Genomic DNA, 21,940 nt, shown 5'->3' on the forward strand with positions numbered 1-21,940 from the left:
TTCAACGAACTCCTTGTTGCCGCGATCGGTGCAGATGGTAGGTCAGGAAGGCGACGCTGCGGGTGACCAGAGGAGCGATGTCGGCGTTGAGGAAGATGTGTTCGGCGCCCGGTACGGGGACGAGTTCCGCGTGGTTGCCGGCGGCCTGGAGGAGGTCGGCCAGGCGCTCGCTGTGGGCGAATGGGACGACGGTGTCGTCGGTGCCGTGGATCAGGAGGAAGGGCGGCGCCGAGGTGTGTGCGTAGGTGACCGGGCCGGCCGTTGCCGCGAGGCGCGGTCGGGCGGTCGGGTCGGTGCCCAGGAAGGTCGTGAGCGGATTGTCGGGCTCGGAGGACCACTCCGTCAGCAGCGCCGCCACATCGGCGACTCCGTACCAGTCCACGACGGCCGCGACCGTCGTGTCGCCCTCCGCGATCCCTTCCGTTCCTTCGAGCTCGGGATCGGCCGTGCCGGTCAGCCCTGCCAGCGCGGCCAGATGACCGCCGGCCGACTCGCCCCAGAGGCCGATCCGCGTCCCGTCGATCCCGAGCGTCCCGGCGTAGTGGCGCAGATAGCGGATGGCCGCCTTGACGTCGTGGAGCTGGGCCGGGAAGGGCGCTTCGCGGGCATGGCGGTAGTCGATGGTGGCGACGGCCAGTCCGGCCCGCAGCAGCGAGCCGAAGAGAAGATCCGCGCTCACGGTCGGTGGCGGATAGCGCCGGTCGCCCTCCATCCAGGCGCCGCCATGGATCCACACCACCACGGCGGGCGGTTCGGCTCCCGCTTCGGCTCCCGCGGGCACGGACAGATCGAGCAGACGCGGCCGGTAACCGGAGTTGGTGGCGTAGCTCAGCCCGTCGTACCGGCGCACACCGTCCTCGCCGACGGCGGGCGCGGTCGGCGGCAGTTGTACCGGCGCGACGGCCAGCTCGGGCGGCGGCCAGGTGATCGGACCAGTTTCGGATTCCACGGCTGCTCCAGGTCTCGATGGATGAGGAGATTGTCAAGGCTCAGGGCTCGACCAGTACTACGTCCAGCCTCCTCGGGCCGTGCACGCCCTCCACCCGTTCCAGTTCGATGTCGCTGGTCGCCGAAGGGCCCGAGATCCAGGTCAGCGGACGCGTCGGTACGAGCCTTGCCACAGCGTCCGGCACCGACGCGACGAGTTGTTCCGGCGCGCGTACCACGCACAGGTGATGGTCCGGGACCAGGCTCAGCGCGCGGCGGCCCTGGCCCGGTCCGCCGTCCAGCACGATCGTGCCCGTCTCGGCGACGGCCAGCGCGCAGCCGGTCACCACACTGTCCGCCTCCTCGCAGGCCCGAGGGCTCAGCGGCGGCGAGTCGGTGAGGCGGCCGACCGCCGTCTCGGTGAGCCACTCCGCCGGCAGTCCCTCGGGGACGATCACCGTACGCGCGCCGCGCCGGGCCAGCACCGCGGCCACCGTCGCGGGCAGTTCGGCGGGCCGGCAGCGGTGCACGGTGGCGCGGTATTCGGTGAGCCGGTCCTGGAGCAGATCCAGCAGCGCACCCGGATCGTCCGGAGCATGGGCAGCATGGGCGTCCGCGGTCCGGTAGTCGCGGTTGACCGGCACATCCTCCGGCCGCTCCTCGCCCGGGACATCGCTCAGGGCGGCCCGGATACGGCCGAACACTACCTTCCGGCTGCTCATGACCGCTCCTCATCGATACGACCATTCGTACGGGTGTCCGCACGATCGTCCGTACGGTTCGCACGCCACCAGTCCCGGAACGGCTCGGCCGGCATACGCGGCAGATCCCGGGACTCGCTCCACGCACCGGCGCCCGGCCCCGGCAGCCGCCTGGGATGCAGCCGTCTGGTGCGCGACGCGGTGCGCTCGGCCGCCGCGAGTACGGCGGGACGGTCGAGGATCCAGCCCGCAGCGCGCATGGCCGCCTTCTCCAGCCGATGGCCCGCGCCGCCCTGTTCCGCCACCCGTTCCCGTAGATGGACCAGGACCTCGGGGATGTCGATGGCCACCGGGCAGACCTCGTAACAGGCGCCGCACAGCGAGGAGGCGTACGGCAGGGACGCGTCCAGTGCGGTGCCGGTGCCCCGGAGTTGCGGAGTGAGGATGGCGCCGATGGGACCTGGGTAGGGCGAGCCGTACGCATGGCCGCCGGCCCGCTCGTACACCGGGCAGACATTGAGACACGCCGAGCAGCGGATACAGCGCAGCGCCTGGCGCCCGACGGTGTCGGCCAGCGTGTCCGTACGGCCGTTGTCGAGCAGGACCAGGTGGAACGCGCCGGGCCCGTCGCCGTCGGTGGTGCCGGTCCACATCGAGGTGTACGGATTCATCCGCTCGGCGGTGGAGGAGCGCGGCAAGGTCTGGAGGAAGACCTCCAGATCGCGCCAGGTGGGCACGACCTTCTCGATGCCCACCACGGAGATCAGCGTCTCGGGCAGCGTCAGACACATCCGGCCGTTGCCCTCGGACTCCACGACCACCAGCGTGCCCGTCTCCGCGACCATGAAGTTCCCGCCGGAGACGGCCACTTTGGCGGTCAGGAACTTCTCCCGCAGATGCAGCCGCGCCGCCTCCGCCAGCTCGGCGGGCTCGTCGGTCAGTCCCTCGGGCGCCGGGCGTCCCCATCTGCCCATCGTCTCGCGGAAGATGTCACGGATCTCGGCGCGGTTCTTGTGGATCGCCGGGACCAGGATGTGGGAAGGACGGTCCTCGCCCAACTGCACGATCAGCTCGGCGAGATCGGTCTCGTAGGCGGTGATGCCCTCGGCGGCCAGCGCCTCGTTGAGACCGATCTCCTGGGTGGCCATGGACTTGACCTTCACGACCTCGGTCTCACCGGTGGCTCTTACCAGCTCGGCGACGATCCGGTTGGCCTCGGCGGCGTCGGCCGCCCAGTGCACCACACCGCCGGCCCGGGTGACCGCCGTCTCCAACTGCTCCAGATAGTGGTCGAGATGGCGCAGCGTACGGTCCTTGATCGCCGCTCCCGCGGCGCGCAGCTCGGCCCAGTCGTCCAGCTCGGCGACGGCCTGCGCGCGCTTGGCGCGGATGGTGCCGGTGGCCCGCGTCAGATTCGCCCGGAGCCGGGTGTCGCGGGTGGCCTCGGCCGCCGCGCGCGGAAAGGCGGGCATGCCCAGATAGGTGCCGGTCATCGCAAGGTTCCGGTCATCGCAGGGCTTCTCATCGCAGGGCTCCGGTCATCGCAGCGGTTCCGTCCGGGTGGAGGCGAGTATGTCGGCGAGGTGCAGCGGGCGCAGATCGCTGCCCTGTCTGCGCAGCATCCCGTTCAGATGCAGCAGACAGGAGTTGTCCGCGCCGCAGAGCACGCGCGCGCCGGTGGACTCGGCGTTACGGATCTTGTCGGCGCCCATGGCCGCCGAGACATCGGGATTCTTGATCGCGAAGGTGCCGCCGAAGCCGCAGCACTCCTCCACACCGGGAAGTTCGATCAGCTCCAGGCCCTCGACCGCCTCCAGCAGCCGCCGTGGCCGGTCGCCCAGGCCCAGCGTCCGCAGTCCATGGCAGGACGCGTGGTAGGTGACGGTGTACGGGAAGTACGCGCCGACATCGGTCACGCCCATCACATCGACCAGGAACTCGGTGAACTCGTGGACCCGGCCGGCCAGCGAACTCGCCTGCTCGGCAAGGCCGTTGCCGCGTCCCTCGGCGGCGGCGCGCGCTCCGAGCCGTGGATAGTTGTCACGGACCATGGCCACACAGGAGCCCGACGGCGCCACCACATACTCGTATCCGTCGAAGGCCTCGGCCATCCGGCGCACCAGCGGCTCGGTCTCCCGGCGGTAGCCGGTGTTGTACTGCGGCTGGCCGCAGCAGGTCTGCTCGTACGGGAAGTCCACCTGGACGCCGAGCCGTTCGAGGACGGTGACGGTGGCGATCGCCGTGGCCGGATGGACGGCGTCGTTGACGCAGGTGGGAAACAGGGCGACGCGCATGGCGGTCATTCCTCGGGCCGTTCCTCGGGCCGTTCCTCGGGCTGTTCCTCGGGCCATTCCGCGGTCATTCCTTGGTCGCTCCGGAGAGCATCCCGGACACCAGCGTGCGCTGTGAGAACAGGAAGAGCACCAGAACGGGCAGGATCGCGACGAGAATCGCCAGGGACAGCTCCGGAATGGTGATGTTCAGTCCGGCACCGGCCACCGGATTGAACGCCGGAGTCGAGGTCAGCAGCTGGTTCAGACCCACCTGGACCGGGAACTGGTCGCTGCTCGGCAGCACGAGATACGGCAGGAAGAAGTTGTTCCAGTTGCCCACGAAGCTGAAGAACGCGACCAGCCCGACCACCGGCTTCGCCAGCGGCAGCGCGATACGGGAGAAGAGCTGCCACTCCGTACAGCCGTCGATCCGCGCGGCCGACAGCAGATCCCTGGGCAGGCTGCTGCCGAAGTAGATATAGACCAGGTACACGCCGAACGGATAGAAGGAGAAGGGCAGGATCACCGACCAGACGGTGCCGATCAGATGGAAGCGGTTGAGCTCCAGGAAGACCGGCAGCACCAGCGTGGCCTGCGGCATGATCATCGTGACCAGGGTGATGGTCAGCAGTGTCTTGCGGCCACGGAACTTCGTCAGCGCCAGCGCGTATCCGGCGGGCACACTGACGGCCAGCGTCAGGATGAGCGAACCACCGGAGTAGACCGCCGAGTTGCGCAGCCAGGTGGCCATCGCGCCGTCCTGGAAGCCGAACAGATGCTGCCAGGCGGTGCCGATCTGCGCGAACGAGCCGAAGGACAGCGGATTGTCGTGCACCACCTGGCCCGCGGTCTTCGACGGCGCGAGCAGCAGCCAGACCACCGGCAGTACGAAGAACACCAGCAGCACGGCCAGCAGCAGGCCCACGATCAGGAAGGAGACGGCCCGGGAGGGCCGGAAGCGCCGGCCGGCAGCCGCTACGGGATGGGACAGAGGCAGTTGTGTCATTTCTCGTCCAACGTGAACAGGTTCGACCGGGCGACCAGCAGACCCGCGGCGATCAGCCCGAGAGCCAGCAGGAAGACGGAGATGGCGGCGGAGCCGTTGAAGTCGCCCTGCTGGAAGGCGTAGACGTACGCGAGCTGGTTCGGCGACCAGCTGGGACTCACCCGGCCGAGGCTCGCGGTCTGGAGGAGCTGCGGCTCGACGAAGAGCTGGGTGCCGGTGGCGAAGGCCATGATTGTCATATAGACGATCCACTGCCGGATCATCGGGATCTGGATGTGCCAGGCGGTACGCCAGGGCCCCGCGCCGTCCATCCGCGCGGCTTCCAGCACCTCGTCCGGGATGTTGTTCAGCGCTCCGTACATCACGACCATCCAGCCGCCCGCGCCGGTCCAGAAGGCGATCAGCATCAGGATCAGCGGCAGATTGCCGGGCGCGAGCACGGCCGCGAAGCTGTGCATTCCCATGCTGTTGAGCAGCCAGGACACCGGACTGACGTCCGGATCCAGCATGAACAGCCAGACCAGGACGCTGGCGACGCCGGCGAGCGCGCCGGGAATGTAGTACAGGAAGCGGAAGAGCGCCGAGGTGCCCGGCCGCACGCGGCTGCGCAGGACCACCGCGACGAGTACGACGAGCACGACGAGCACGACCAGCCACATGACCAGATAGATCAGCATATGGGTGAAGGCCGGGACGAAACGGTAGTCCTGGGCGACCTTCACGAACTGGTTGAGCCCGGTGAACTGGCCCTGGTCGTTGGTGAGCGCCAGATAGAACGAGTAGCCGGTCGGAAAGACACCGAAAGCGAGCAGCAGCACCGCATAGCCCGCGACGAAGAGGTAGCCCGCGAGGCCGGGGCCCCTCCGCCGCGGCACGGTGCCGCGGCGGAGGGCGGAGACGGCGACGCGCTCGGTCTCCAGCAGTGTCATTCGTCGACCACCTGATATCCCTCGGCCTTCGCCTGGTTGCTGATCTCCTCCTGCCAGGCCGGCAGAGTCGCGACCAGGCTCTTGCCCGAGGTCAGGGCGGGCAGGACGACGCTGGACCAGGCGGTGGCGTCCGAGAACTTGGTGTTCGACCAGCCGGTCCACACCTCGTCCGCGGCCTCCTGGAACGGCTTGCTCACATCATTGGCGAAGTAGTCGCTGTTGACCGGATTGGCCAGCCACGCCTGCGCGGCCTTGGTGTAGGCCGGGTAGGTGGGCGCGGACGCCTGGTTCTCGTCGGAGGTGGTCAGCCAGGTGGCCAGATCCGTCGACGCCTTGAGGTTGGCGCTGTGCGAGGACACCATCCACACTCCGCCGCCGACATTGCCGGTGCTCGCCGTGGTCTCACCTTCCCAGGTCAGCGGCGATGCCACGGCGATCTGCTTGGCCGGTGTCTTGAAGGCGGTCTTGAACAGGTACTGGCCGTACCAGGACGGGCCGTACGCCATCGCCACCTTGCCGCCGCTGTCCTTCGCGAAGCCCTGGCTGAAGAAACCCTTGGTGGTCACGGCCTTCGCGGAGATCAGCCCGTCCAGCAGCGTCGCCATCCGGACACACTTCTCGTCCTTCAGATCGCTGCGCAGTGTGTCCGGCTTCACCAGATTGAACGCCGGGCACTGACCGGACCAGAAGTACGACTCGTGGGAGTTGGTGTCGCCGACCGAGCCGACCAGATAGCCCGGGTGCTCCTTGGCGATCCGCTTGCCCAGGGCCTCGTACTGCTCCCAGGTGGTGGGCACCTCGTAGCCCCACTTGTCCATGAGCGACTTGTTGTACCAGAGGACCACCTGCGCGATGTCGTTGCGCACGCAGTAGGTGTGGCCGTTGAACTGGCAGGGCGCGAGGGAGCCCTTGGCGAAGCCGTCCAGTGTGCTCTTGGGCACGAGCTTGTCGTCCAGCGGCGCGGCGAAGGGCTGCGCGCCGGGCTTGGTGGGCTCGGACGCCCAGGTCATATCGGTGGGCGAGCCGAACACCACGTCCGGCCAGCCGCTGCCGGTCCGGTCGAAGAGCTGCACCTTCGACTGGAGATAGGTGGAGCCGTCGGCGCCGCCGTCGTAGGTGACGATCTCCATCTGCACGTCCGGGTGCGACTTCTGGTACGCCTGCACCGACGGCAGCCGGGTGGAGTCGGCCCACACCGTGATCTTGGAACCGTCCTTCTGCGCGGCCGGCTTGAACTCCGTCCCCGAGGAGGAGGACGGTTCGGTGGAGGTGTCGGCGCTGGCACAGCCCGCCAGCACGGCCGCGGTGGCCAGCGAGAGCGCTGCGGCGGCGGTGCGTATCGCGGTACGGCGCCGGCCGGCTCTCGGAGATCCGGAAGACCTCATCGTCTTGCCTTTCTTGTACGTACTTGTGCGTGTTTTCCGCTCGCGCTTGTTCACGCGTGGGACAGGGAACGCGCCGGATGGGGGCGCCGGGTGCGGTGGCCGGGCGGACGGTCGCCGCCCGGCCGCCGCCCGGTCAGCGCGGCTGCTCGACGAAGCGCTGGAGTTCACTTCCGTAGCCGAAGTCGAGCGGGAGGGCTATGCCGGGCCCCGTGGGGGCGTGGACCAGGCCCTGAGCGTCCACATGGCGCTCGCGGACGACCTTCGCCGCGGTCACCAGGGACTCGTAGTAGGTGGTGTTGGAGATGGCCATGCACAGGTGGTGGTTCGGGATGTCCGAACCGTGCACCTCGGCACGGAGCCGGTAGGCGTCGGCGAGATGCGCGGTGCGCATGGCACCGGTGATCCCGCCCCGGAGAGTGGTGCCGGCCCGTACGCCGAAGGTGGCGGCGCCGGCCCGGATGAAGTCCGCGGAGTTCATGTGCGCTCCGTCGGAGGTCTCGGCGACCAGCAGCGGTACGTCCACGGCCGCCGCCAGCCGCTGGTACGCGGAGATGCTGAACTCCCGCATCGGCTCCTCGTACCAGAGGTAGTCCGCCTCGGACAGCGCGCGCCCGAGCCGGATCGCGTCGGGCAGGTCGAAGCCCGCCGACCCGTCGTACATCAGCGGCACCGAGGGACCGACATGCTCGCGCAGCGCCAGGCACAGCTCGGCGTCCCTGCGGGCATCGCCCCAGGCGTGCAGTTTGATGCCCCTGTACCCCAGTTCGAGGCACTGGTCCGCCACATCGAGGAACTCCGCGACGCTGGAGAACGTCGAGGTGGAGGCGTAGGCGGGAATCGACTCCCGGAAGCCGCCGAGCAGGCGCCAGACCGGCTGGCCGTGGTAGCGGCCGGCCAGGTCCCACAGGGCGGTGTCGATCAGGCCCAGGGTGGGGAGCGGGAGTTCATGGATACGGTCCAGCTCCCACACCCGGTGCCACAGCCACTCCCGCTGGAACGGATCGGCTCCGACCAGTTCGTCACGGAAGACCAGATCAACCAGGCTCCGCAGGGTGGTGAAGGCTCCCGGCCGGGCGAAGAGAGCCACCCCCTCGGCTCCCTCGTCGGTGCCGATGCGCAGCACCGCGCCGTCGCCCACCGGAGCGCTTCCGCTCAGCCCGTCCCTCCAGCGGAAGGGCGGACTGGCCGCCGGAACGTCGATCCGGTGTACTTCGACATGGGTGATCTTCATCCTGGCTTTCGTTTCTGTGTGAGCGTGCCGGCCCGGTGGGGGCCTGTACGGCCCTGGGCGGGCGTACGGGTTACGGGTCAGGACTCGCCGTACGGATCAGAACTCGCCGTACACCTGGAGCCCGTAGATGCTGCCGCCGTTCCAGCTGGAGCCGGTGACGGTCAGCCGCAGATAGCGGGCGGTGACGGGCTGGTCGGCGATCGAGTAGTTGGCCGCCGAGACGGTGTTCGCGGAGGTGTGGTCCTCGAACGTGGACCACGCGCTCCCGTCGGTCGAGTACTCCAGCCGGTACTGGTAGCCGCTGGACTTCTCGAAGGTGGTCACCACGCTGGAGACCTCGGTGTCCCTGCCCAGATCCACCTGGATCCAGGATGGGTCGGGCAGTCCGAGGCCCTGGGCCCAGCGGGTGGAGAGATCGCCGTCGACCGCCTTCTCGGGTGTGTTGTCCTCCGAGTACGACGAGGCGGTGACGGGCTTGCGCAGCGCCAGATCGTTGTCGGCGGGCATGGTGACGACGGCCGCCGCACTGGGCTGGGAAGTGTTCAGCACGGCGTCGCGGGCCACGACGGTGAAGGAGTACTTCGTCTCCGGAGTCAGCCCGGAGACCCGTAGCGTCGTGGCGTCGGTGACGGCGATCCGCTTGCCGTCCTGGTAGACGACATAGCCGGTCACGCCGGTGTCATCGGTCGCGGCGGGCCAGTCGAGGTCCGCCAGGCCGGGCAGCAGCGGTGTGACGCTCGGCTGTCCGGGCGCCGTGGGAGGCGTACGGTCCGAACTGGGCGCCCTGGGCGTGCCGTAGACCTGGAAGTCGAAGATGCTGCCGCCGTTGCCGCGCGAACCGGTGACCGTCAGCCGTACGAAGCGGCCGGCGACCGGTGAGGCGGTGTGGAAGTAGTTGGTCATCGCCGAGGTGTCCGCGGCGGTGTGGTCCTCCAGCGTCTTCCAGTTGATCTCGTCCGACGACACCTCGACGCGGTACTTGTAGCCGCTGCTCTTCTCGAAGGTGGTGATCGCGCCGTTCACGTCGTACTGGGCGCCGAGGTCCACCTGGATCCAGGACGGGTCGGGCAGTCCGAGGCCCTGGGCCCAGCGGGTGGAGAGATCGCCGTCCACGGCCTTCTCGGGCGTGTTCTCCTCCGAGTACGAGGAGTAGGTGACGGGCTTCTTCAGCGCCAGGTCGCCGCCGGTGGGCGTGGTGACCTTCACCTCACGGCTCGGCCGGGACTCGTTGCCCGCCGCGTCGCGTGCGGTGATCCGGAAGGTGTACGTCGTGCCCGCCGTCAGGCCCGGGATACGCACCGAGTTCGTACCGGTGGCGTTGACGAGCTTGCCGTCGCGGTAGACGGAGTAGCCCGTGACGCCCTTGGCGTCGGTGGACGCCGCCCAGGTGAGGTCCGCGACGGTCGGGAAGTCGGTGACCGCGGCGGGGGTACCGGGGGCGCTCGGGGCGGTCCGGTCGGTGACGTCGGGACCCGGGTCGAGGTGCCGGTAGGCCGGCTGGAGACCGGCATTGGTCACGATCGAGGCCGGGAGCTGGTCGCAGGAGCCGACGGTGATGTTGCCGCTCACGTTGTTGCCGATGCTGTTGGCCTGGGTGGTGAACGCGGGCTGGGTGGTGAAGTTGCCCGTGGCGGTGATGTCCAGGCCGTGGTTCATCAGCATCCACTGGTACGACACGTCGCACAGGGCGTTGCCGGTGTTCTGCCAGTACCGGCTGCCCTCGTCGTGGTAGATGGCACCGTAGGCCGGCGAGGGAACGCCGTGGATGTAGTTGCCGGAGACGACGCCGCCGGGGTTGGTGCTGAGGGTGTAGATGCCGCCGCCGTCGGCCTGCGACTTCATGAAGTCGAAGATCTCGTTGTCGGTGATCCTGCTGTTCCGGCTGGTGGTGTCGGTGTCCCAGACCGGTACGCCGGAGTTGCCGGGGTAGTTGGTGTCCCCGCCCTTGTCGGTGAGGCCCCAGCCCCAGCCGACGGAGATACCGCTGTAGGGCAGGTCGTAGACCTTGTTGTGGCTGATCACCGTGTTGTCGGTGTAGCTGACCAGGATGCCCACCGAGCCGTTGTACTGGTCGGCGACCTTGGTGACCAGGTTGTTGGCGATCGTGGTGTTCTTGGTGATGTCCCGCGGGTCGTCGGGATGGTGGTCCACGATGTCGGTGCCGCCGACCTGGATGCCGGTGGCGGCGATCTGGCGGAAGACGTTGCCCGTGATGTCGGTGCCCTGGGTGCCGGTGTTCAGGTTGAGACCGACCGCGCCGAGGTGGGTGAAGGTGTTGCCCCGGAAGCCGATGTCGTGGCCGTGGCTCACGTTGACGGCGCCGGGGGTCTTCAGCCAGTGCAGCCGGGTGGAGTCGAAGTCGGGGTTGTTCTCACCGACCATCCGGAAGCCGGCCTGGCCCTCGATGAGGCCCTCGGACGAACTGGGGGCGAGCCAGGTGGAGTAGGAGAAGGTGATGCCCTCGAAGGAGATGTCGGTGACCGGCTTGGCCGTGGTGCCGTTCAGATCGACCAGGTCCTGTACGAGCGGCACCGTGACGGTGGCGGCGGACAGGTCCTGACCGTCCTTCGGCATGTAGTAGACCTCGCCCTTGGCCTTGTCGAGGTACCACTCACCGGGCGAGTCCAGCAGTTCGCGGGCGTTCTCCAGCCAGGTCGGGTTCTGGATCTCCTGGCCCTGCTGGAGGTGGGCGTTGCGCCAGCACGGCTGCCGCATGGTCATCGCGTTGCCGGAGATCGACTCCACGGGGCAGCGCATCAGCTTCCAGCCCCAGCCACTGACGACTTCCAGGTCCTTGGGGTTCTTGTACCCGCTGAGGCTGGTGTCGGTGAAGGTGTAGCCGGTCGAGGTCTTGTTGAAGCCGGGCGGGTTCTTCTCGCCGCGCGCCCGGGTCTGGAGCTCGCCGTTCACATAGAGCTGACGGGTGTCGAGATCGCCGACGGACGCCTTGTAGACCTTCCCGGACGCGTCGGCCGGAGTCCAGCCGGTGATCCGCTTGCCGCCGCTGATCACCGGCTGCGCGCCGGGCGCGGCCTCGTAAACGATCCGCTGGCCGTCCTTGCCGGAGTCCTGGGCGGTGAGGCTGAAGGTACGGCTGAGCTGGTACGTACCGGACATCAGCCGTACGTGGACATCGCCGCGGACCTTTTTCTTGGCCTCGCGTACATGGTCCCGCGCGTGTTCCAGCGTCTTGAACGGATGCGCGGCGGTGCCGGAGCCGGAGTCCCGGCCGGACGGCGAGACATAGACGTCCAGGCCCGACGCGCGCGGGGATGCCTGGGCCGGTGCGGCGACCAAGGGCGCAGCGGCGGCGGCGAGGGAGAGGGCGGCTATCAGTGTTCTTCGGAGCGGTATGAAGGCGCTCCTGCGAGCAGACGGTACAGACACGGAAATCCAATCGCCTGAAGGAAGTGACAGTGGGGAGACCCGGTCGTCCTCCGGGTCCCCCCGGCGTTGGGCGGCTCGGTCCGCGAGCCGTGGTGGTGTGTTGCTGGTGTGGGTGCTGGGTGAGGAGGTGTGGTGCTGGTTCGGCGTGGTGGCTGCCGGTTTACGAGGCGGACGTCTCCGGGGACAGGGGCTCGTCCCCGGAGCCGGTGCTCCTCGGAGGCGCCCCAGGGGTGCCGGTCGCGGATCGGCCGTCCAGGTTGAACAGCCGGTCGCGGATCTTCCGTTCGAACTGGCTCTGTGTGGTGGCGATGTGCTCCACCATCAGCTCACCGGCGAGATCGGCCTCCCCCGCGGCGACCGCCTCGGCTATGGCGAGATGCTGTCGTGCGGCGACCTCCAGCGACCCGGGAGCGTCACCGTGGAAGAGCAGCACATCGGACTGTGACGCCAGGCGCCGCACACCGGCGACGCTCGATCGGAGAAACACGTTGTGCGCGGCGGCGCCCACCGCGTCGTGGAACGCCGAGTCGGCCTTGGCGAAGCCGTAGCCGTCGGCCGCCCTGGCCGCCACCAGCGAGGTCTCGGCACACTCCCGTACGGTCCTGACCTCGATCGGTGTGGCGAGGGCGGCGGCGCGGCGCGCCGTCTCCGACTCGATCACCGTCCGGTAGTCGAGGAGCATCAGGACGTCTTCCATGCTCGTCGGCCGGAAGTGCGAGAGATGGTCGTCCACCAGCCCGCCGCCCGAGTCGGCGACGAAGATTCCCGCGCCGCGCCGCACACTCAGCCGGCCGATGGCGGCCAGGACCTTCACCGCCTCGCGGGTGACATTGCGGGAGGCGCCCAGGATCTGGGCCAGGCCCTGTTCGGTGGGCAGCCGGTCGCCGGAGCGCAGATTCTGCTCGGCGATGTAGTTCAGGAGCTGCTCGGCGACCAGCTCGTACCCGGGCCGGTACGGACGCGACGCGTCGTCATCCTCTCCGCCAGGGAGCTGGGATGGAGCTGCCATGGTGTAACCCCCGTTTTCCATGTTTGGATTAATCAGGTTCATCGGCGGGGGTAACTATGACATCCACGTTACGCATTGAGAAGAGTCCGGGAGAAACTTCGTTCATCGGCCCTCTGATCTGGTACTTATCGCATCAAAAGGGATGTCTCAGCCATAACTATTGCGTGCAAGGGATCAGATCCTTAAGGTCCTGCCTGTCGGATGAAGCAGATCGATCGCATACCCGTGGGGGAGCGCGTGATGAAACTGGGCAGCCGCCGGCGGCTGCGGACCTTCGGGGAGGCCTGACATGAGTGCTCGTCATATAGGCGCGTTCGACGGACTCGGAGCCCTGGTCACCGGCGGTGCTTCCGGTATCGGCCTGGCCACCGCCCGGCTGCTTGCCGCCGAGGGCGCGCGGGTGGCCGTACTCGACCGGGCGGAGGCGCCTGACGAGGCCGCGGCCGAGGGATTCGCCGTCCATGTCCGTGCCGACATCGGCGACGACGCCTCGGTCGTGGCCGGTGTCGCGGAGGCCGTCGCGGCCCTCGGCGGGCTGGACGTACTGGTCAACAACGCCGGGATCGGCGCCCAGGGCGGTATCGAGGACAACGGCGACGACGAGTGGCACCGCGTGCTCGACATCAACATCCTCGGGCTGGTGCGTGTCACCCGGGCCGCGCTGCCCGCGCTGCGCGCCTCCGCCCACGCGTCAATCGTCAACATCGGCTCGATCGCGGCGACGGCCGGGCTGCCGCAGCGCGCGCTGTACTCGGCGAGCAAGGGCGCGGTGCTGTCGCTGACCCGGGCGATGGCCGCCGATCTGCTGCCGGAGGGCATCCGCGTCAACGCCGTCAATCCCGGCACCGCCGACACACCGTGGGTGAGCCGGCTGCTGGACCGGGCCGACGATCCGGCGGCCGAGTACGCGGCACTCGCGGCCCGGCAGCCGCACGGCCGACTGGTCGGCGCCGACGAGATCGCCGCCGCCGTCGCGTATCTCGCCTCTCCGGCCGCCGCCTCCACGACGGGCGCCGCCCTGGCCGTCGACGGCGGCATGGACGGACTGCGGCTGCGACCGCGGACGGAGGGCTGAGCCGTGCAGCGCTTCGCCGCCGTGATCCGGCTGCGGCCCGAGAAGGAGCCGGAGTACCGCGCACTGCACGCCGCCGCGTGGCCGGGCGTGCTCGCGGCCCTCAAGCGGGCCAACATCGGCAACTACTCGATCTTCCTGCGGGACGGCCTGCTGTTCAGCTATCTGGAATACACCGGGACCGACTACGCCGCCGACACCGCGGCGATCGCCGCCGATCCGGTCTCCCGGGAGTGGTGGGCGCTGACCGATCCGTGCCAGCAGCCGCTGGACGGGGTGGCCGAGGGGGAGTGGTGGGCCTCGGCAGAGGAGATCTTCCACCTGGACTGAGGCCGCGCCGGGTGCTGTGAGCGGCTCTTCCACCTCACCGCCCCGAAGCGCTATCGCCCCAAAGCCTTGCCACCTCGAAGCCTTGCCGACCGACCGAAGGATCGAAGAACGGTGCGCATCGACGCTCATCACCATCTGTGGGACCTCGGAGTGCGCGACCAGCCGTGGACCCATGCCGTGCCCGCCCTGCGCCGGACCTTCACCGCCGCCGAACTGCGGCCCGCGCTCGACCGGAACGCCATCGACGCCACCGTCGTCGTCCAGACCATCGCCGTACCGGAGGAGACACCGGAACTGCTCGCCCTGGCGGCCGAGGACCCGCACGTCCGAGCGGTCGTCGGCTGGACGAGCCTGACCGATCCCGGTGTCGCCGACCGCCTCGCGGAACTGCGCGAACGGCCCGGAGGCTCCGCACTCGTCGGTATCCGGCACGGCATCCAGGACGAGACCGATCCGGACTGGACGGCGCGTCCCGAGGTCCGTCGCGGTATCGAGGCGGTCGGTGCGGCGGGCCTTGTGTACGAGCTGCTCGTACGGCCCGACCAACTGCCCGCCGCCGTACGGACCGTACGCGAGCTGCCGGACGTCCGCTTCGTCCTGGACCACGCGGGCAATCCGGTCGTCGGCGCGGACGGCCTGGCGCCATGGACCACGCTGCTGACCGAGCTCGCCGACTGCCCCAATGCCGCCGTGAAACTGTCCGGCCTGGTCACCAGGACCGGCGCCAACGCCGATCCCGCCCGCGCGCTGCGCCCATACGCGGACGTACTGCTCGCGACGGTGGGCCCTGACCGCCTTATGTACGGCTCCGACTGGCCGGTCTGTCTGCTCGCGGCCGATTACGACGACGTCCTGGCCGTCGCCGAGACGCTCACGGACCAGCTCGGCGCCGACGAGCGCGAGGCGGTCTTCGGCACGACGGCCGCGCGCTGGTACGGGATCGCCGCGTGACGGGCCGCAGGCTCGGCCGTAACCGCCGGCTCGGCCGTACGGATGTCCGTGTCAGCGCCCTGGGATTCGGCGGTGCTCCCCTCGGCAATCTCTACGCGCCACTCGGCGACGACCAGGCGCGGGCCACGGTCGAGGCCGCCTGGGACGCCGGAGTCCGCTACTACGACACCGCTCCGCACTACGGCCTCGGACTCTCCGAACGCCGGCTCGGCGCGGCACTCGCCCACCGGCCACGGTCGGAGTTCACCGTCTCCACCAAGGTCGGCCGACTGCTGGAACCCCATCCCGCACCCACCGGATCCGACCTGGCCGCAGGCGGCTTCGCCGTACCGGACACGCTGATCCGCCGTCCCGACTACTCACGTGACGGCGTCCTGCGCAGCCTGGAGGGCAGCCTGACCAGGCTGGGCCTGGACCGCGTGGACATCGTCTACGTCCACGATCCCGACGACCATCTCGACACCGCCCTCGACCAGGCACTTCCCGCCCTGGCGGCCCTGCGCGACCAGGGCGTCATCGGCGCCGTCGGCGTCGGCATGAACACCGTCGCGCCTCTGCTACGGATCGTCGCCGAGGCGGACGTGGACGCCGTGATGGTGGCCGGCCGCTGGACCTTGATCGACCGTACGGCCCGCCCACTGCTGGACGCGTGCGCGGAGCGCGGTGTCGCGGTGGTCGCGGCGGCCCCGTTCAACTCCGGCCTCCTCAGCCGCCCGTACCCACCCGACGACGCCTCCTTCGACTACGGCCCGGCCCCCGCCGCCCTGCTCCGCCAAGCCCGCCACCTTGCCGACATCTGCACCGCCCACCACACCACCCTCCCCCACGCCGCCCTCCGCTTCCCACTCCGCACCCCCACCGTCCCCACCGTCGTAGCCGGCTTCCGCACCCCCCAAGAAGCCACCTCAGCCGCCCACTGGACAGCCCACGACCTCCCCGCCACCACCTGGTCGGCCCTCGACTCGGCCGCCTGAGCCGCGCGTTCAGACCCGCGTGCAGACCCGTGTTCACCTGGGAAGACCGGGACATTGTCACGGTCGTGTCCTTGGACGGTACGGGTCGAACAGGGCTGGGAGCAGGGCCGTAGCTCGTGGTGTGAACGCTTCGGAGTCGCCGGAGCGTGCGTACCGTTCTTCGGGGGTTGTTCTCCATGTTCCGTACACGTGCCACCGCGCTCGCCTCTCTCGCGGCAGTGGGAGTGCTGCTGCTATCCGCCTGCAACGGCGAAGACATCGCCGCCGATTCCGCCGCGAGTGGCTTCTCGTTCCTGTCCGGTACCGCCAAGCAGAACAACGCGGACATGAGCGCCGGTGATCTGGCGGCCGAGGCCGCGCCCGTGCCGGCGGCCAGGGCGAAGAAGCCGGTGGTCCGCAAGTGGGTGCAGTTGTCGGCGGGCAGGGCCGGGGCGCTGGATCCTGTGGTGATCAACGGCGCCGGATTCACCCTGTACCGGTTCGACAAGGACACCGCGGACCCGTCGGTGTCCAACTGCACCGGTGACTGCGCCACGACCTGGCCGCCGTACCTCGTCGCTCCGGGTGGGCGGGTGTTCATCGACGGTGTGGACAAGTCGGCGATCGGCTTCATCGAGCGCGACGGCGCGTTCCAGGTCACGATCGGCGGCTGGCCGGTCTATCTGTTCAGCAAGGACATCAAGGCCGGAGACACCAACGGCCAGGGCGTGGGCGGCACTTGGTTCGGCGTCCGGCCCGACGGAGGGAAGGCCGGCCAGGCCGCCGACGGGACCGGCGACCAGCCTGCGGCGGGCGCCGATCCGACGTCCCCGCCCGCGAGGAGCGCCACCTTCTTCGACGGTGCGAACTTCGCCGATCCCGCCCAGGGCGTCGCCGCGCCCGGGTGCCAGAACGTCCGCTTCTCCGGCTCGCTCCAGATGAGCGGCTTCGCCAAGATCTGGGACGGCCCGGACTGCACCGGCAAGTCGCTGACCGTCGAGGGCGATGTCCCCGACCTCGCGGCCATCGGATTCACGACGGTGAAGTCCGTCGGCTTCGCCGACTGATCCCCACCGCCCGCCCCGGAGCCATCCCGCGGCCCCACCGAACGATTGAGGCTGCGGGCTGGGCTGGCGCTTCTGGAGCGCTTGGACGAGGCGGGCCGGCTGGAAGCGGAAACGTGGACACCCGAGGATTTGGCGGCCGTAGAGGCTCTTGATCGCTTTCAGATACGGCTGGACAAGGTAGCTGCAAGGCGACTGCAAGGAAAGCGCCGTACGCGTCGGGAACTCCCTCCATCGACTGCTGTACGCAGCCGACGAACATGGGGGATCGTTGTGTCTGTCAAAACCACGAAACCGGCGCTGATCGAACAAGGTCAGTGGCTGACCGTACAGGACTGCAAGCGGGTGCTCGTCGTCAGCCATACTGTTACGTTCGCTCAGCGCCTGCGTGAAGCCTTCAGCCTGCTGGAGGCTGATCTCCGTATCCAGGTGGTCTTCACCGTTGCGCCGCATGCTTTCGGCAGCGGCGTCTCGCAGTATCTGCAGAGTCTCGGCATCCTCACCGTGCCCTGGGAAGAGGCCCTGCGAGCCGACTTCGACTTGGCGCTCGTCGCCGGATCTCGCGGGGTGCACGAGTTACGTGCTCCGGTCGTGCGTATCTCGCACGGAGCCGGCCACATCAAACTGCTGACCGACACCACATCCCTGGCACCGGGGGAGAAGAGGTCGCCTGGGATGTTGAGCCGTCAGCATCTTTTGCATGAGGGACGGGTCGGTCCGGCGGCGATCGTTTACGCCCATGAGCGCGATCTGGAGGAACTGGCGCGCTCCTGCCCCGAAGCACTTCCCGTGGCCCACGTGGTGGGGGATCCCTGCGTCGACCGCATCATGGCCGGCAGGTCCCGGCGCGAGCAGTACCGCAGGGCACTGGGTATCGAAGCGGGGCAACGGCTGGTGATAGTCACCTCGACCTGGGGACCCACCTCCACCTTCGGACGGCTCGACGCCTTGCTGCCGCAGCTTCTGAGCCAGCTTCCCGGGTGCGGCTACCGGGTGGCTCTGCTGGTCCATCCGAATGTCTTTGCCGGCCATGGAGCTTGGCAGGTACAGAGTTGGCTGGCCGGCTGCCGAGGCCGGGGGATCGCGCTAGTGCCCCCGGAAGCGGACTGGCAGGCACCACTGATCGCCGCCGACTGGATTATCGGCGACCACGGATCGCTGAGCGCGTACGGCACCCTCACCGGGGCTACCATGCTGCTCACACCCGGACCCAGACGTGAGATCTCTCCCTACTCCCCGGCGGCCCTCCTGGCCACCGTTGCGCCTGTGGTTTCTCCCGCGTATCCACTCGACGAGCAGTTGCGCTACGCCGCGGAACAGTATCGTCCGGGGCAGTACGACCAAGTGGCAGCCCTGCTGTCGTCGGTGCCGGGCCAGTTCCACCGGCGGATGCGTGCTGTCATCTACGGTCTGCTGAAGCTGGGCGAACCGGCGAGTGCACCCGTCGTCTCACCCCTGCCACTGCCTCCGCCGCTGGAGCAGTGGGAGGCCGCAGATCTGGGGAAGGCACAGTGATGAGTCGGCCTGTCGCGACGACGGGGACTGAGGGATCCATGTCGTGCGGGATGCAGGTATTGGTACCGGAAGCTGCTTGGTGCACAGTGCGGTTCGTGGCCTGGCGTACCGTCGTCGACAGCCGCTCGGATTCCCGCGCCGAACTGGTCTCTGTCCTCGCCTGCATTATTTGGTGGTCGGAGACCGGGCGCAGTCTGGTTTCCGTAAGGCTCGACGCGACGCCCGCGAGTGCCGGGGACTGTCCGTATCTGTCAGACCATCGCGTGTGTGATGTGCATCTATGGGTGGATCCGGACGCTCCGAGCGCCGTGGGCCGGGCGGAGCACGCCGATGTGCTCGTGGCTCACGCACCGCTGCCGCCGGCGGCGGCCCGCCGCAGCGCGGACGAACTGATCGCGCGTTATCCGGGGGCCCTCGTCGTGGCCGTACCGGACTCCGAGAATGGGTGCGTACTCGCAGTACGGGGCAGCGGGAACGGCACCCTGTCGGCGTGGCTGGGAGCGGGCAAGTCCTGCTGCCCGGCTCCACCACAGGCCGTGGCTTCGGTGGTGCACACCTGGCTGGTGGCCGGAGGTTCGTTGGAATCCCTCCGGTCCGTCCGCCTGCACCGGCCTGGCGGTTGCTGCTGATCAAAGATGGTCACGGGGCGAATGACCGGCTGCGGCAGAGCTCACAGCTGCCGCAGTCGGTCGTCGAGGCGCTGCGTGTCGGTGGGGTTCAGCCGTCGGAAGAGATCCCGGGCGGCTTCGTACCAGCGACCTGCATGCTCTGTGTCCCCCTGTCGCTGTGCAGCCTGTCCGAGCCATTCCAGAGAACGTGCCTCCCAGTGCTCGGACCGCGCACCTGGCGCCCGGAACATCCCCAGCGCCTCGCGCAGCCGCCTCGTGCCCCCTTCGTGATCTCCGTCGCATGCCAGGACATGGCCGAGGAGGGCCAGGGTACGGGCCGCCTCGTAGGCTTCCCCATGCACCTCCAGCTCGGCATACGCCTGTGCCAAGTGCCGGGCCGCCGTACGGTAGTCGCCGGTCGCAAAGGCGGTTTCGCCGAGACGTCTGCGGGAGAGCGCGGCGCCGCGCCGGTAGCCGATCGACTCCCGCAATCGCAGAGCGTGTTCGAAGTGCTCACGAGCCTCGTCGAGCCGCGAGGTCAACAGACTGATATGCCCGAGCCCGTTGACGGCCTGTGCTTGCTGCCGTACGTCGCCATCGGACGTGGCCTGCTCCAGAGCCTGGACGTACCAGTCGGCAGCCTCCGCATAACGACCGGCGTCGCGCAGGCCGATCGCTCCCGAGGTCAACATGCGGCCCGCGCCGACCCTGGATCCGCTCGTGCGCGCTGCCGACAGGCCTGTGTAGTGTGCCTCGATCCACATGCCTGATGGACGCAAGCGCAAGAACAGCGGCCACATGGCATCCACCAGCTGCCAACAGGAATCATGCCATCCCGCGTGGGCACAGTGCCGTACAGCGCCCATCAGACCGTTGCGGTGTGTGTCGAGCCAGTCCAGTGCCTCGGCCGGGCCCGCGAGCGGAGTGGGTACGACGGCCGGTGAGGCGGAGTCACGCATCGGCATGCGATGGCTGGGGGTGAGGATACTTTCCGCCGTCGTCGCGGTGGACAGGCACCAGTCGACAAAGCGGCGGAGTGTGCGTTCGCGCTGCGAAGCACTCTCCTTCGCCTCGCCCAGTCGGCGCGCATGGGGGCGTACGAGATCGTGGAAGCGGTAGGTCTCCGGACCTGTCTCCTCCAGAAGATTTGCATTTATGAGGTTGTCGACGGCCCTGTCGACGGCGTCCGTGTCGGTCGTTCCGCCGCCACCGATTGCGGTCAGCATGAAAAGGTCGTAGCGATCCGTGGGCACCAACCCCATCTGTCGGTAGAGCTTCGCGCTATCGCGCGGGAGCAGACCGTACGACACGTCCAACGCCGTACGCACAACGGCTTCTCCGTCAACACGTAAGGCGTCGAGTGACCCTTGTCCTTGGGCCAGGCTCTCGGCGAGGGCGGATAAGGAACGGTGCGGGCGGACGGCGAGTTGGGCAGCTGCCAGACAGACCGCGAGGGGCAGACAGGCGCACAAGGTGACTACTTCGCGCGCTGCTTCCGGGTCCTGCGCGACGCGCTTCCCACCACCGCCGAGAGTCAGGAGTTCGACGGCCGACTCCGGCGTGAGGGCGCTCAGCCGGTGTACGGCCGCACCGTCGACGAGCAGCCCGGTGAGGTGATTTCTGCTGGTCACTACAGTTAGCCCGGTCGGTGTACCGAGCAGTAGCGGCCGCACTTGCGCTGCGGTGTACGCGTTGTCCAGGAATACGGCCAGCCGCAGCCCTGACGTCAACGAGCGCCACAGGGCTATCCGTTGTGTGGTGTCCACCGGCACGGAGGGCGCTCCGAGTGCGTAGAGGAATCCTTCCAGGACGGCGGCGGCGCGTACGGGACTACCCTCCCCGGCGGCGGAATGTCCGCCCAGATCGGCGTACAACTGACCGTCGGGAAAGTTGCTCGCGTTCTTGTGGAGCCAGTGCGAGACGAGTGTTGTCTTTCCGACCCCCGCGAATCCGGTGACCACAAGCAGCTGGGGTGCGTGCGTGGTGCCCTGCTCACGGAGGATGTCCAAGGCTCGCATGTCTCTGTCACGGTCCACCAATTGTGTCCGCACCGGAGGAAGCTGACGCGGCACCGGGGGCCGGGGGCTGTCCTGGCGGGGCGGCTGGTAGATGTGGATGCCGCCGTGGATGTCGCGGGCCTGCACGCTCGGGCCGTGAAGAATGGCTGCTCCACCGATCGAGTTCGTGTGCGTCGGGCGTTCCGTAGGCGGCGAGTGGCGTCGTAACCAGTCGGTCAGGACGGCATCCATGGCCGGGTCGCGTAAGGCCGACGTGTCGAGCGCTACCGCCAGTTGCCTCATCGTCCGGGTGGCACCCGCCGTACTCGCCGGTTCAGCGGGGATAGCCGTTCCTGCCTCCACCATGGGCCACAGTCGGGCCACCGCGTGATCCACTGGAGCCGCCGCCTCCACGATGTGGGCCAATTCCCGCCATGCCGGAGATTCCGGGTCAGTGCCGCATGCGAACATGGCCGACAACAGCGCTTCCGCTCGGCCGGATTCCTGAATTGCCACGTCTGTACCCCCCTTCGCCAGCGCCTGGATCATGCCATCAGCATATGCATCAGGAATTCCTCGTCATCAGCCGGCTATAGAGTCCT

At 68.7% G+C, this 21,940-nt stretch carries 18 protein-coding genes; 7 read left to right on the forward strand and 11 right to left on the reverse strand.

Annotated features, from left to right (window positions below; genetic code table 11):
* Position 1 precedes the first annotated feature (1 nt).
* The 10 genes from ACFV6H_RS33450 to ACFV6H_RS33495 form a co-directional block, all read right to left on the reverse strand.
* The gene (locus tag ACFV6H_RS33450; RefSeq protein WP_385549955.1) at positions 2–949 is read right to left on the reverse strand and encodes an alpha/beta hydrolase fold domain-containing protein; all 948 of its coding nucleotides are present in this window, start codon (positions 947–949) and stop codon (positions 2–4) included.
* A gap of 40 nt (positions 950–989) precedes the next feature.
* The gene (locus ACFV6H_RS33455; protein WP_385549958.1) at positions 990–1,649 is read right to left on the reverse strand and encodes a lactate utilization protein C; all 660 of its coding nucleotides are present in this window, start codon (positions 1,647–1,649) and stop codon (positions 990–992) included.
* Positions 1,646–3,121 (reverse strand): lactate utilization protein B, encoded by a 1,476-nt coding sequence (locus ACFV6H_RS33460; RefSeq protein WP_385549961.1) that lies wholly within the window; start codon positions 3,119–3,121, stop codon positions 1,646–1,648. The genes ACFV6H_RS33455 and ACFV6H_RS33460 overlap by 4 nt, the downstream gene beginning before the upstream one ends.
* A gap of 45 nt (positions 3,122–3,166) precedes the next feature.
* The gene (locus ACFV6H_RS33465) at positions 3,167–3,922 is read right to left on the reverse strand and encodes a (Fe-S)-binding protein (protein ID WP_385550130.1); all 756 of its coding nucleotides are present in this window, start codon (positions 3,920–3,922) and stop codon (positions 3,167–3,169) included.
* A 64-nt stretch (positions 3,923–3,986) separates the two neighbouring features.
* Positions 3,987–4,907, reverse strand: a complete 921-nt coding sequence (locus ACFV6H_RS33470) for a carbohydrate ABC transporter permease (protein WP_385549964.1) — start codon at positions 4,905–4,907, stop codon at positions 3,987–3,989.
* Entirely contained in the window at positions 4,904–5,836 is a 933-nt protein-coding gene (locus ACFV6H_RS33475) for a carbohydrate ABC transporter permease (RefSeq protein WP_093589402.1), read from the reverse strand. Before ACFV6H_RS33475 ends, ACFV6H_RS33470 begins: the two co-directional genes overlap by 4 nt.
* Positions 5,833–7,221 (reverse strand): ABC transporter substrate-binding protein, encoded by a 1,389-nt coding sequence (locus ACFV6H_RS33480; protein WP_384983988.1) that lies wholly within the window; start codon positions 7,219–7,221, stop codon positions 5,833–5,835. The genes ACFV6H_RS33475 and ACFV6H_RS33480 overlap by 4 nt, the downstream gene beginning before the upstream one ends.
* A 133-nt stretch (positions 7,222–7,354) precedes the next feature.
* On the reverse strand, positions 7,355–8,452 hold the full coding sequence (locus ACFV6H_RS33485) for an enolase C-terminal domain-like protein (protein ID WP_384983991.1): 1,098 nt from the start codon (positions 8,450–8,452) through the stop codon (positions 7,355–7,357).
* Between the two features lie 96 nt (positions 8,453–8,548).
* Complete coding sequence (locus ACFV6H_RS33490) at positions 8,549–11,569, reverse strand: discoidin domain-containing protein (RefSeq protein WP_385550133.1); 3,021 nt, start codon at positions 11,567–11,569, stop codon at positions 8,549–8,551.
* Between the two features lie 430 nt (positions 11,570–11,999).
* Positions 12,000–12,848, reverse strand: coding sequence for a FadR/GntR family transcriptional regulator (locus ACFV6H_RS33495; RefSeq protein WP_385549969.1), 849 nt, complete (start codon positions 12,846–12,848; stop codon positions 12,000–12,002).
* A 289-nt stretch (positions 12,849–13,137) separates the two neighbouring features.
* Here ACFV6H_RS33495 and ACFV6H_RS33500 point away from each other — a divergent pair, with 289 nt between their 5' ends.
* From ACFV6H_RS33500 to ACFV6H_RS33530, 7 genes are all read left to right on the forward strand, one after another.
* Entirely contained in the window at positions 13,138–13,923 is a 786-nt protein-coding gene (locus ACFV6H_RS33500; protein WP_385549972.1) for an SDR family NAD(P)-dependent oxidoreductase, read from the forward strand.
* 3 nt (positions 13,924–13,926) lie between these two features.
* A complete protein-coding gene (locus tag ACFV6H_RS33505; protein ID WP_384783477.1) occupies positions 13,927–14,250 on the forward strand; it encodes an L-rhamnose mutarotase in 324 nt (107 codons plus the stop codon).
* A gap of 111 nt (positions 14,251–14,361) precedes the next feature.
* A complete protein-coding gene (locus tag ACFV6H_RS33510; RefSeq protein ID WP_385549976.1) occupies positions 14,362–15,201 on the forward strand; it encodes an amidohydrolase family protein in 840 nt (279 codons plus the stop codon).
* On the forward strand, positions 15,198–16,175 hold the full coding sequence (locus ACFV6H_RS33515; protein ID WP_385549978.1) for an aldo/keto reductase: 978 nt from the start codon (positions 15,198–15,200) through the stop codon (positions 16,173–16,175). Before ACFV6H_RS33510 ends, ACFV6H_RS33515 begins: the two co-directional genes overlap by 4 nt.
* 176 nt (positions 16,176–16,351) lie before the next feature.
* Positions 16,352–17,221 carry a hypothetical protein gene (locus ACFV6H_RS33520; protein WP_385549981.1) on the forward strand — a complete coding sequence of 290 codons (870 nt, stop codon included), beginning with the start codon at positions 16,352–16,354 and terminating at the stop codon, positions 17,219–17,221.
* Positions 17,222–17,491: 270 nt separating this feature from the next.
* Positions 17,492–18,733: a hypothetical protein gene (locus ACFV6H_RS33525; RefSeq protein WP_384984006.1), complete on the forward strand. Its 1,242-nt coding sequence runs from the start codon at positions 17,492–17,494 to the stop codon at positions 18,731–18,733.
* Positions 18,734–18,828: 95 nt separating this feature from the next.
* Positions 18,829–19,362, forward strand: a complete 534-nt coding sequence (locus ACFV6H_RS33530) for a hypothetical protein (protein WP_385549984.1) — start codon at positions 18,829–18,831, stop codon at positions 19,360–19,362.
* Between the two features lie 41 nt (positions 19,363–19,403).
* Here ACFV6H_RS33530 and ACFV6H_RS33535 read toward each other — a convergent pair whose 3' ends face one another.
* Positions 19,404–21,887, reverse strand: a complete 2,484-nt coding sequence (locus tag ACFV6H_RS33535; protein ID WP_384984011.1) for a tetratricopeptide repeat protein — start codon at positions 21,885–21,887, stop codon at positions 19,404–19,406.
* Between the last annotated feature and the right edge of the window lie 53 nt (positions 21,888–21,940).

Origin of the sequence: Streptomyces sp. NPDC059743, from assembly GCF_042732975.1 — a bacterium.
Lineage (GTDB): Bacteria > Actinomycetota > Actinomycetes > Streptomycetales > Streptomycetaceae > Streptomyces.

Coding starts and splice junctions, on each gene's coding strand:
- ACFV6H_RS33470 (WP_385549964.1), bottom strand. CDS start 4,907: ATGACACAACTGCCTCTGTCCCATCCCGTAGCGGCTGCCGGCCGGCGC.
- ACFV6H_RS33460 (WP_385549961.1), bottom strand. CDS start 3,121: ATGACCGGCACCTATCTGGGCATGCCCGCCTTTCCGCGCGCGGCGGCC.
- ACFV6H_RS33520 (WP_385549981.1), top strand. CDS start 16,352: ATGTTCCGTACACGTGCCACCGCGCTCGCCTCTCTCGCGGCAGTGGGA.
- ACFV6H_RS33455 (WP_385549958.1), bottom strand. CDS start 1,649: ATGAGCAGCCGGAAGGTAGTGTTCGGCCGTATCCGGGCCGCCCTGAGC.
- ACFV6H_RS33485 (WP_384983991.1), bottom strand. CDS start 8,452: ATGAAGATCACCCATGTCGAAGTACACCGGATCGACGTTCCGGCGGCC.
- ACFV6H_RS33495 (WP_385549969.1), bottom strand. CDS start 12,848: ATGGCAGCTCCATCCCAGCTCCCTGGCGGAGAGGATGACGACGCGTCG.
- ACFV6H_RS33480 (WP_384983988.1), bottom strand. CDS start 7,221: ATGAGGTCTTCCGGATCTCCGAGAGCCGGCCGGCGCCGTACCGCGATA.
- ACFV6H_RS33500 (WP_385549972.1), top strand. CDS start 13,138: ATGAGTGCTCGTCATATAGGCGCGTTCGACGGACTCGGAGCCCTGGTC.
- ACFV6H_RS33465 (WP_385550130.1), bottom strand. CDS start 3,922: ATGCGCGTCGCCCTGTTTCCCACCTGCGTCAACGACGCCGTCCATCCG.
- ACFV6H_RS33475 (WP_093589402.1), bottom strand. CDS start 5,836: ATGACACTGCTGGAGACCGAGCGCGTCGCCGTCTCCGCCCTCCGCCGC.
- ACFV6H_RS33490 (WP_385550133.1), bottom strand. CDS start 11,569: ATGTCCGGTACGTACCAGCTCAGCCGTACCTTCAGCCTCACCGCCCAG.
- ACFV6H_RS33535 (WP_384984011.1), bottom strand. CDS start 21,887: ATGATCCAGGCGCTGGCGAAGGGGGGTACAGACGTGGCAATTCAGGAA.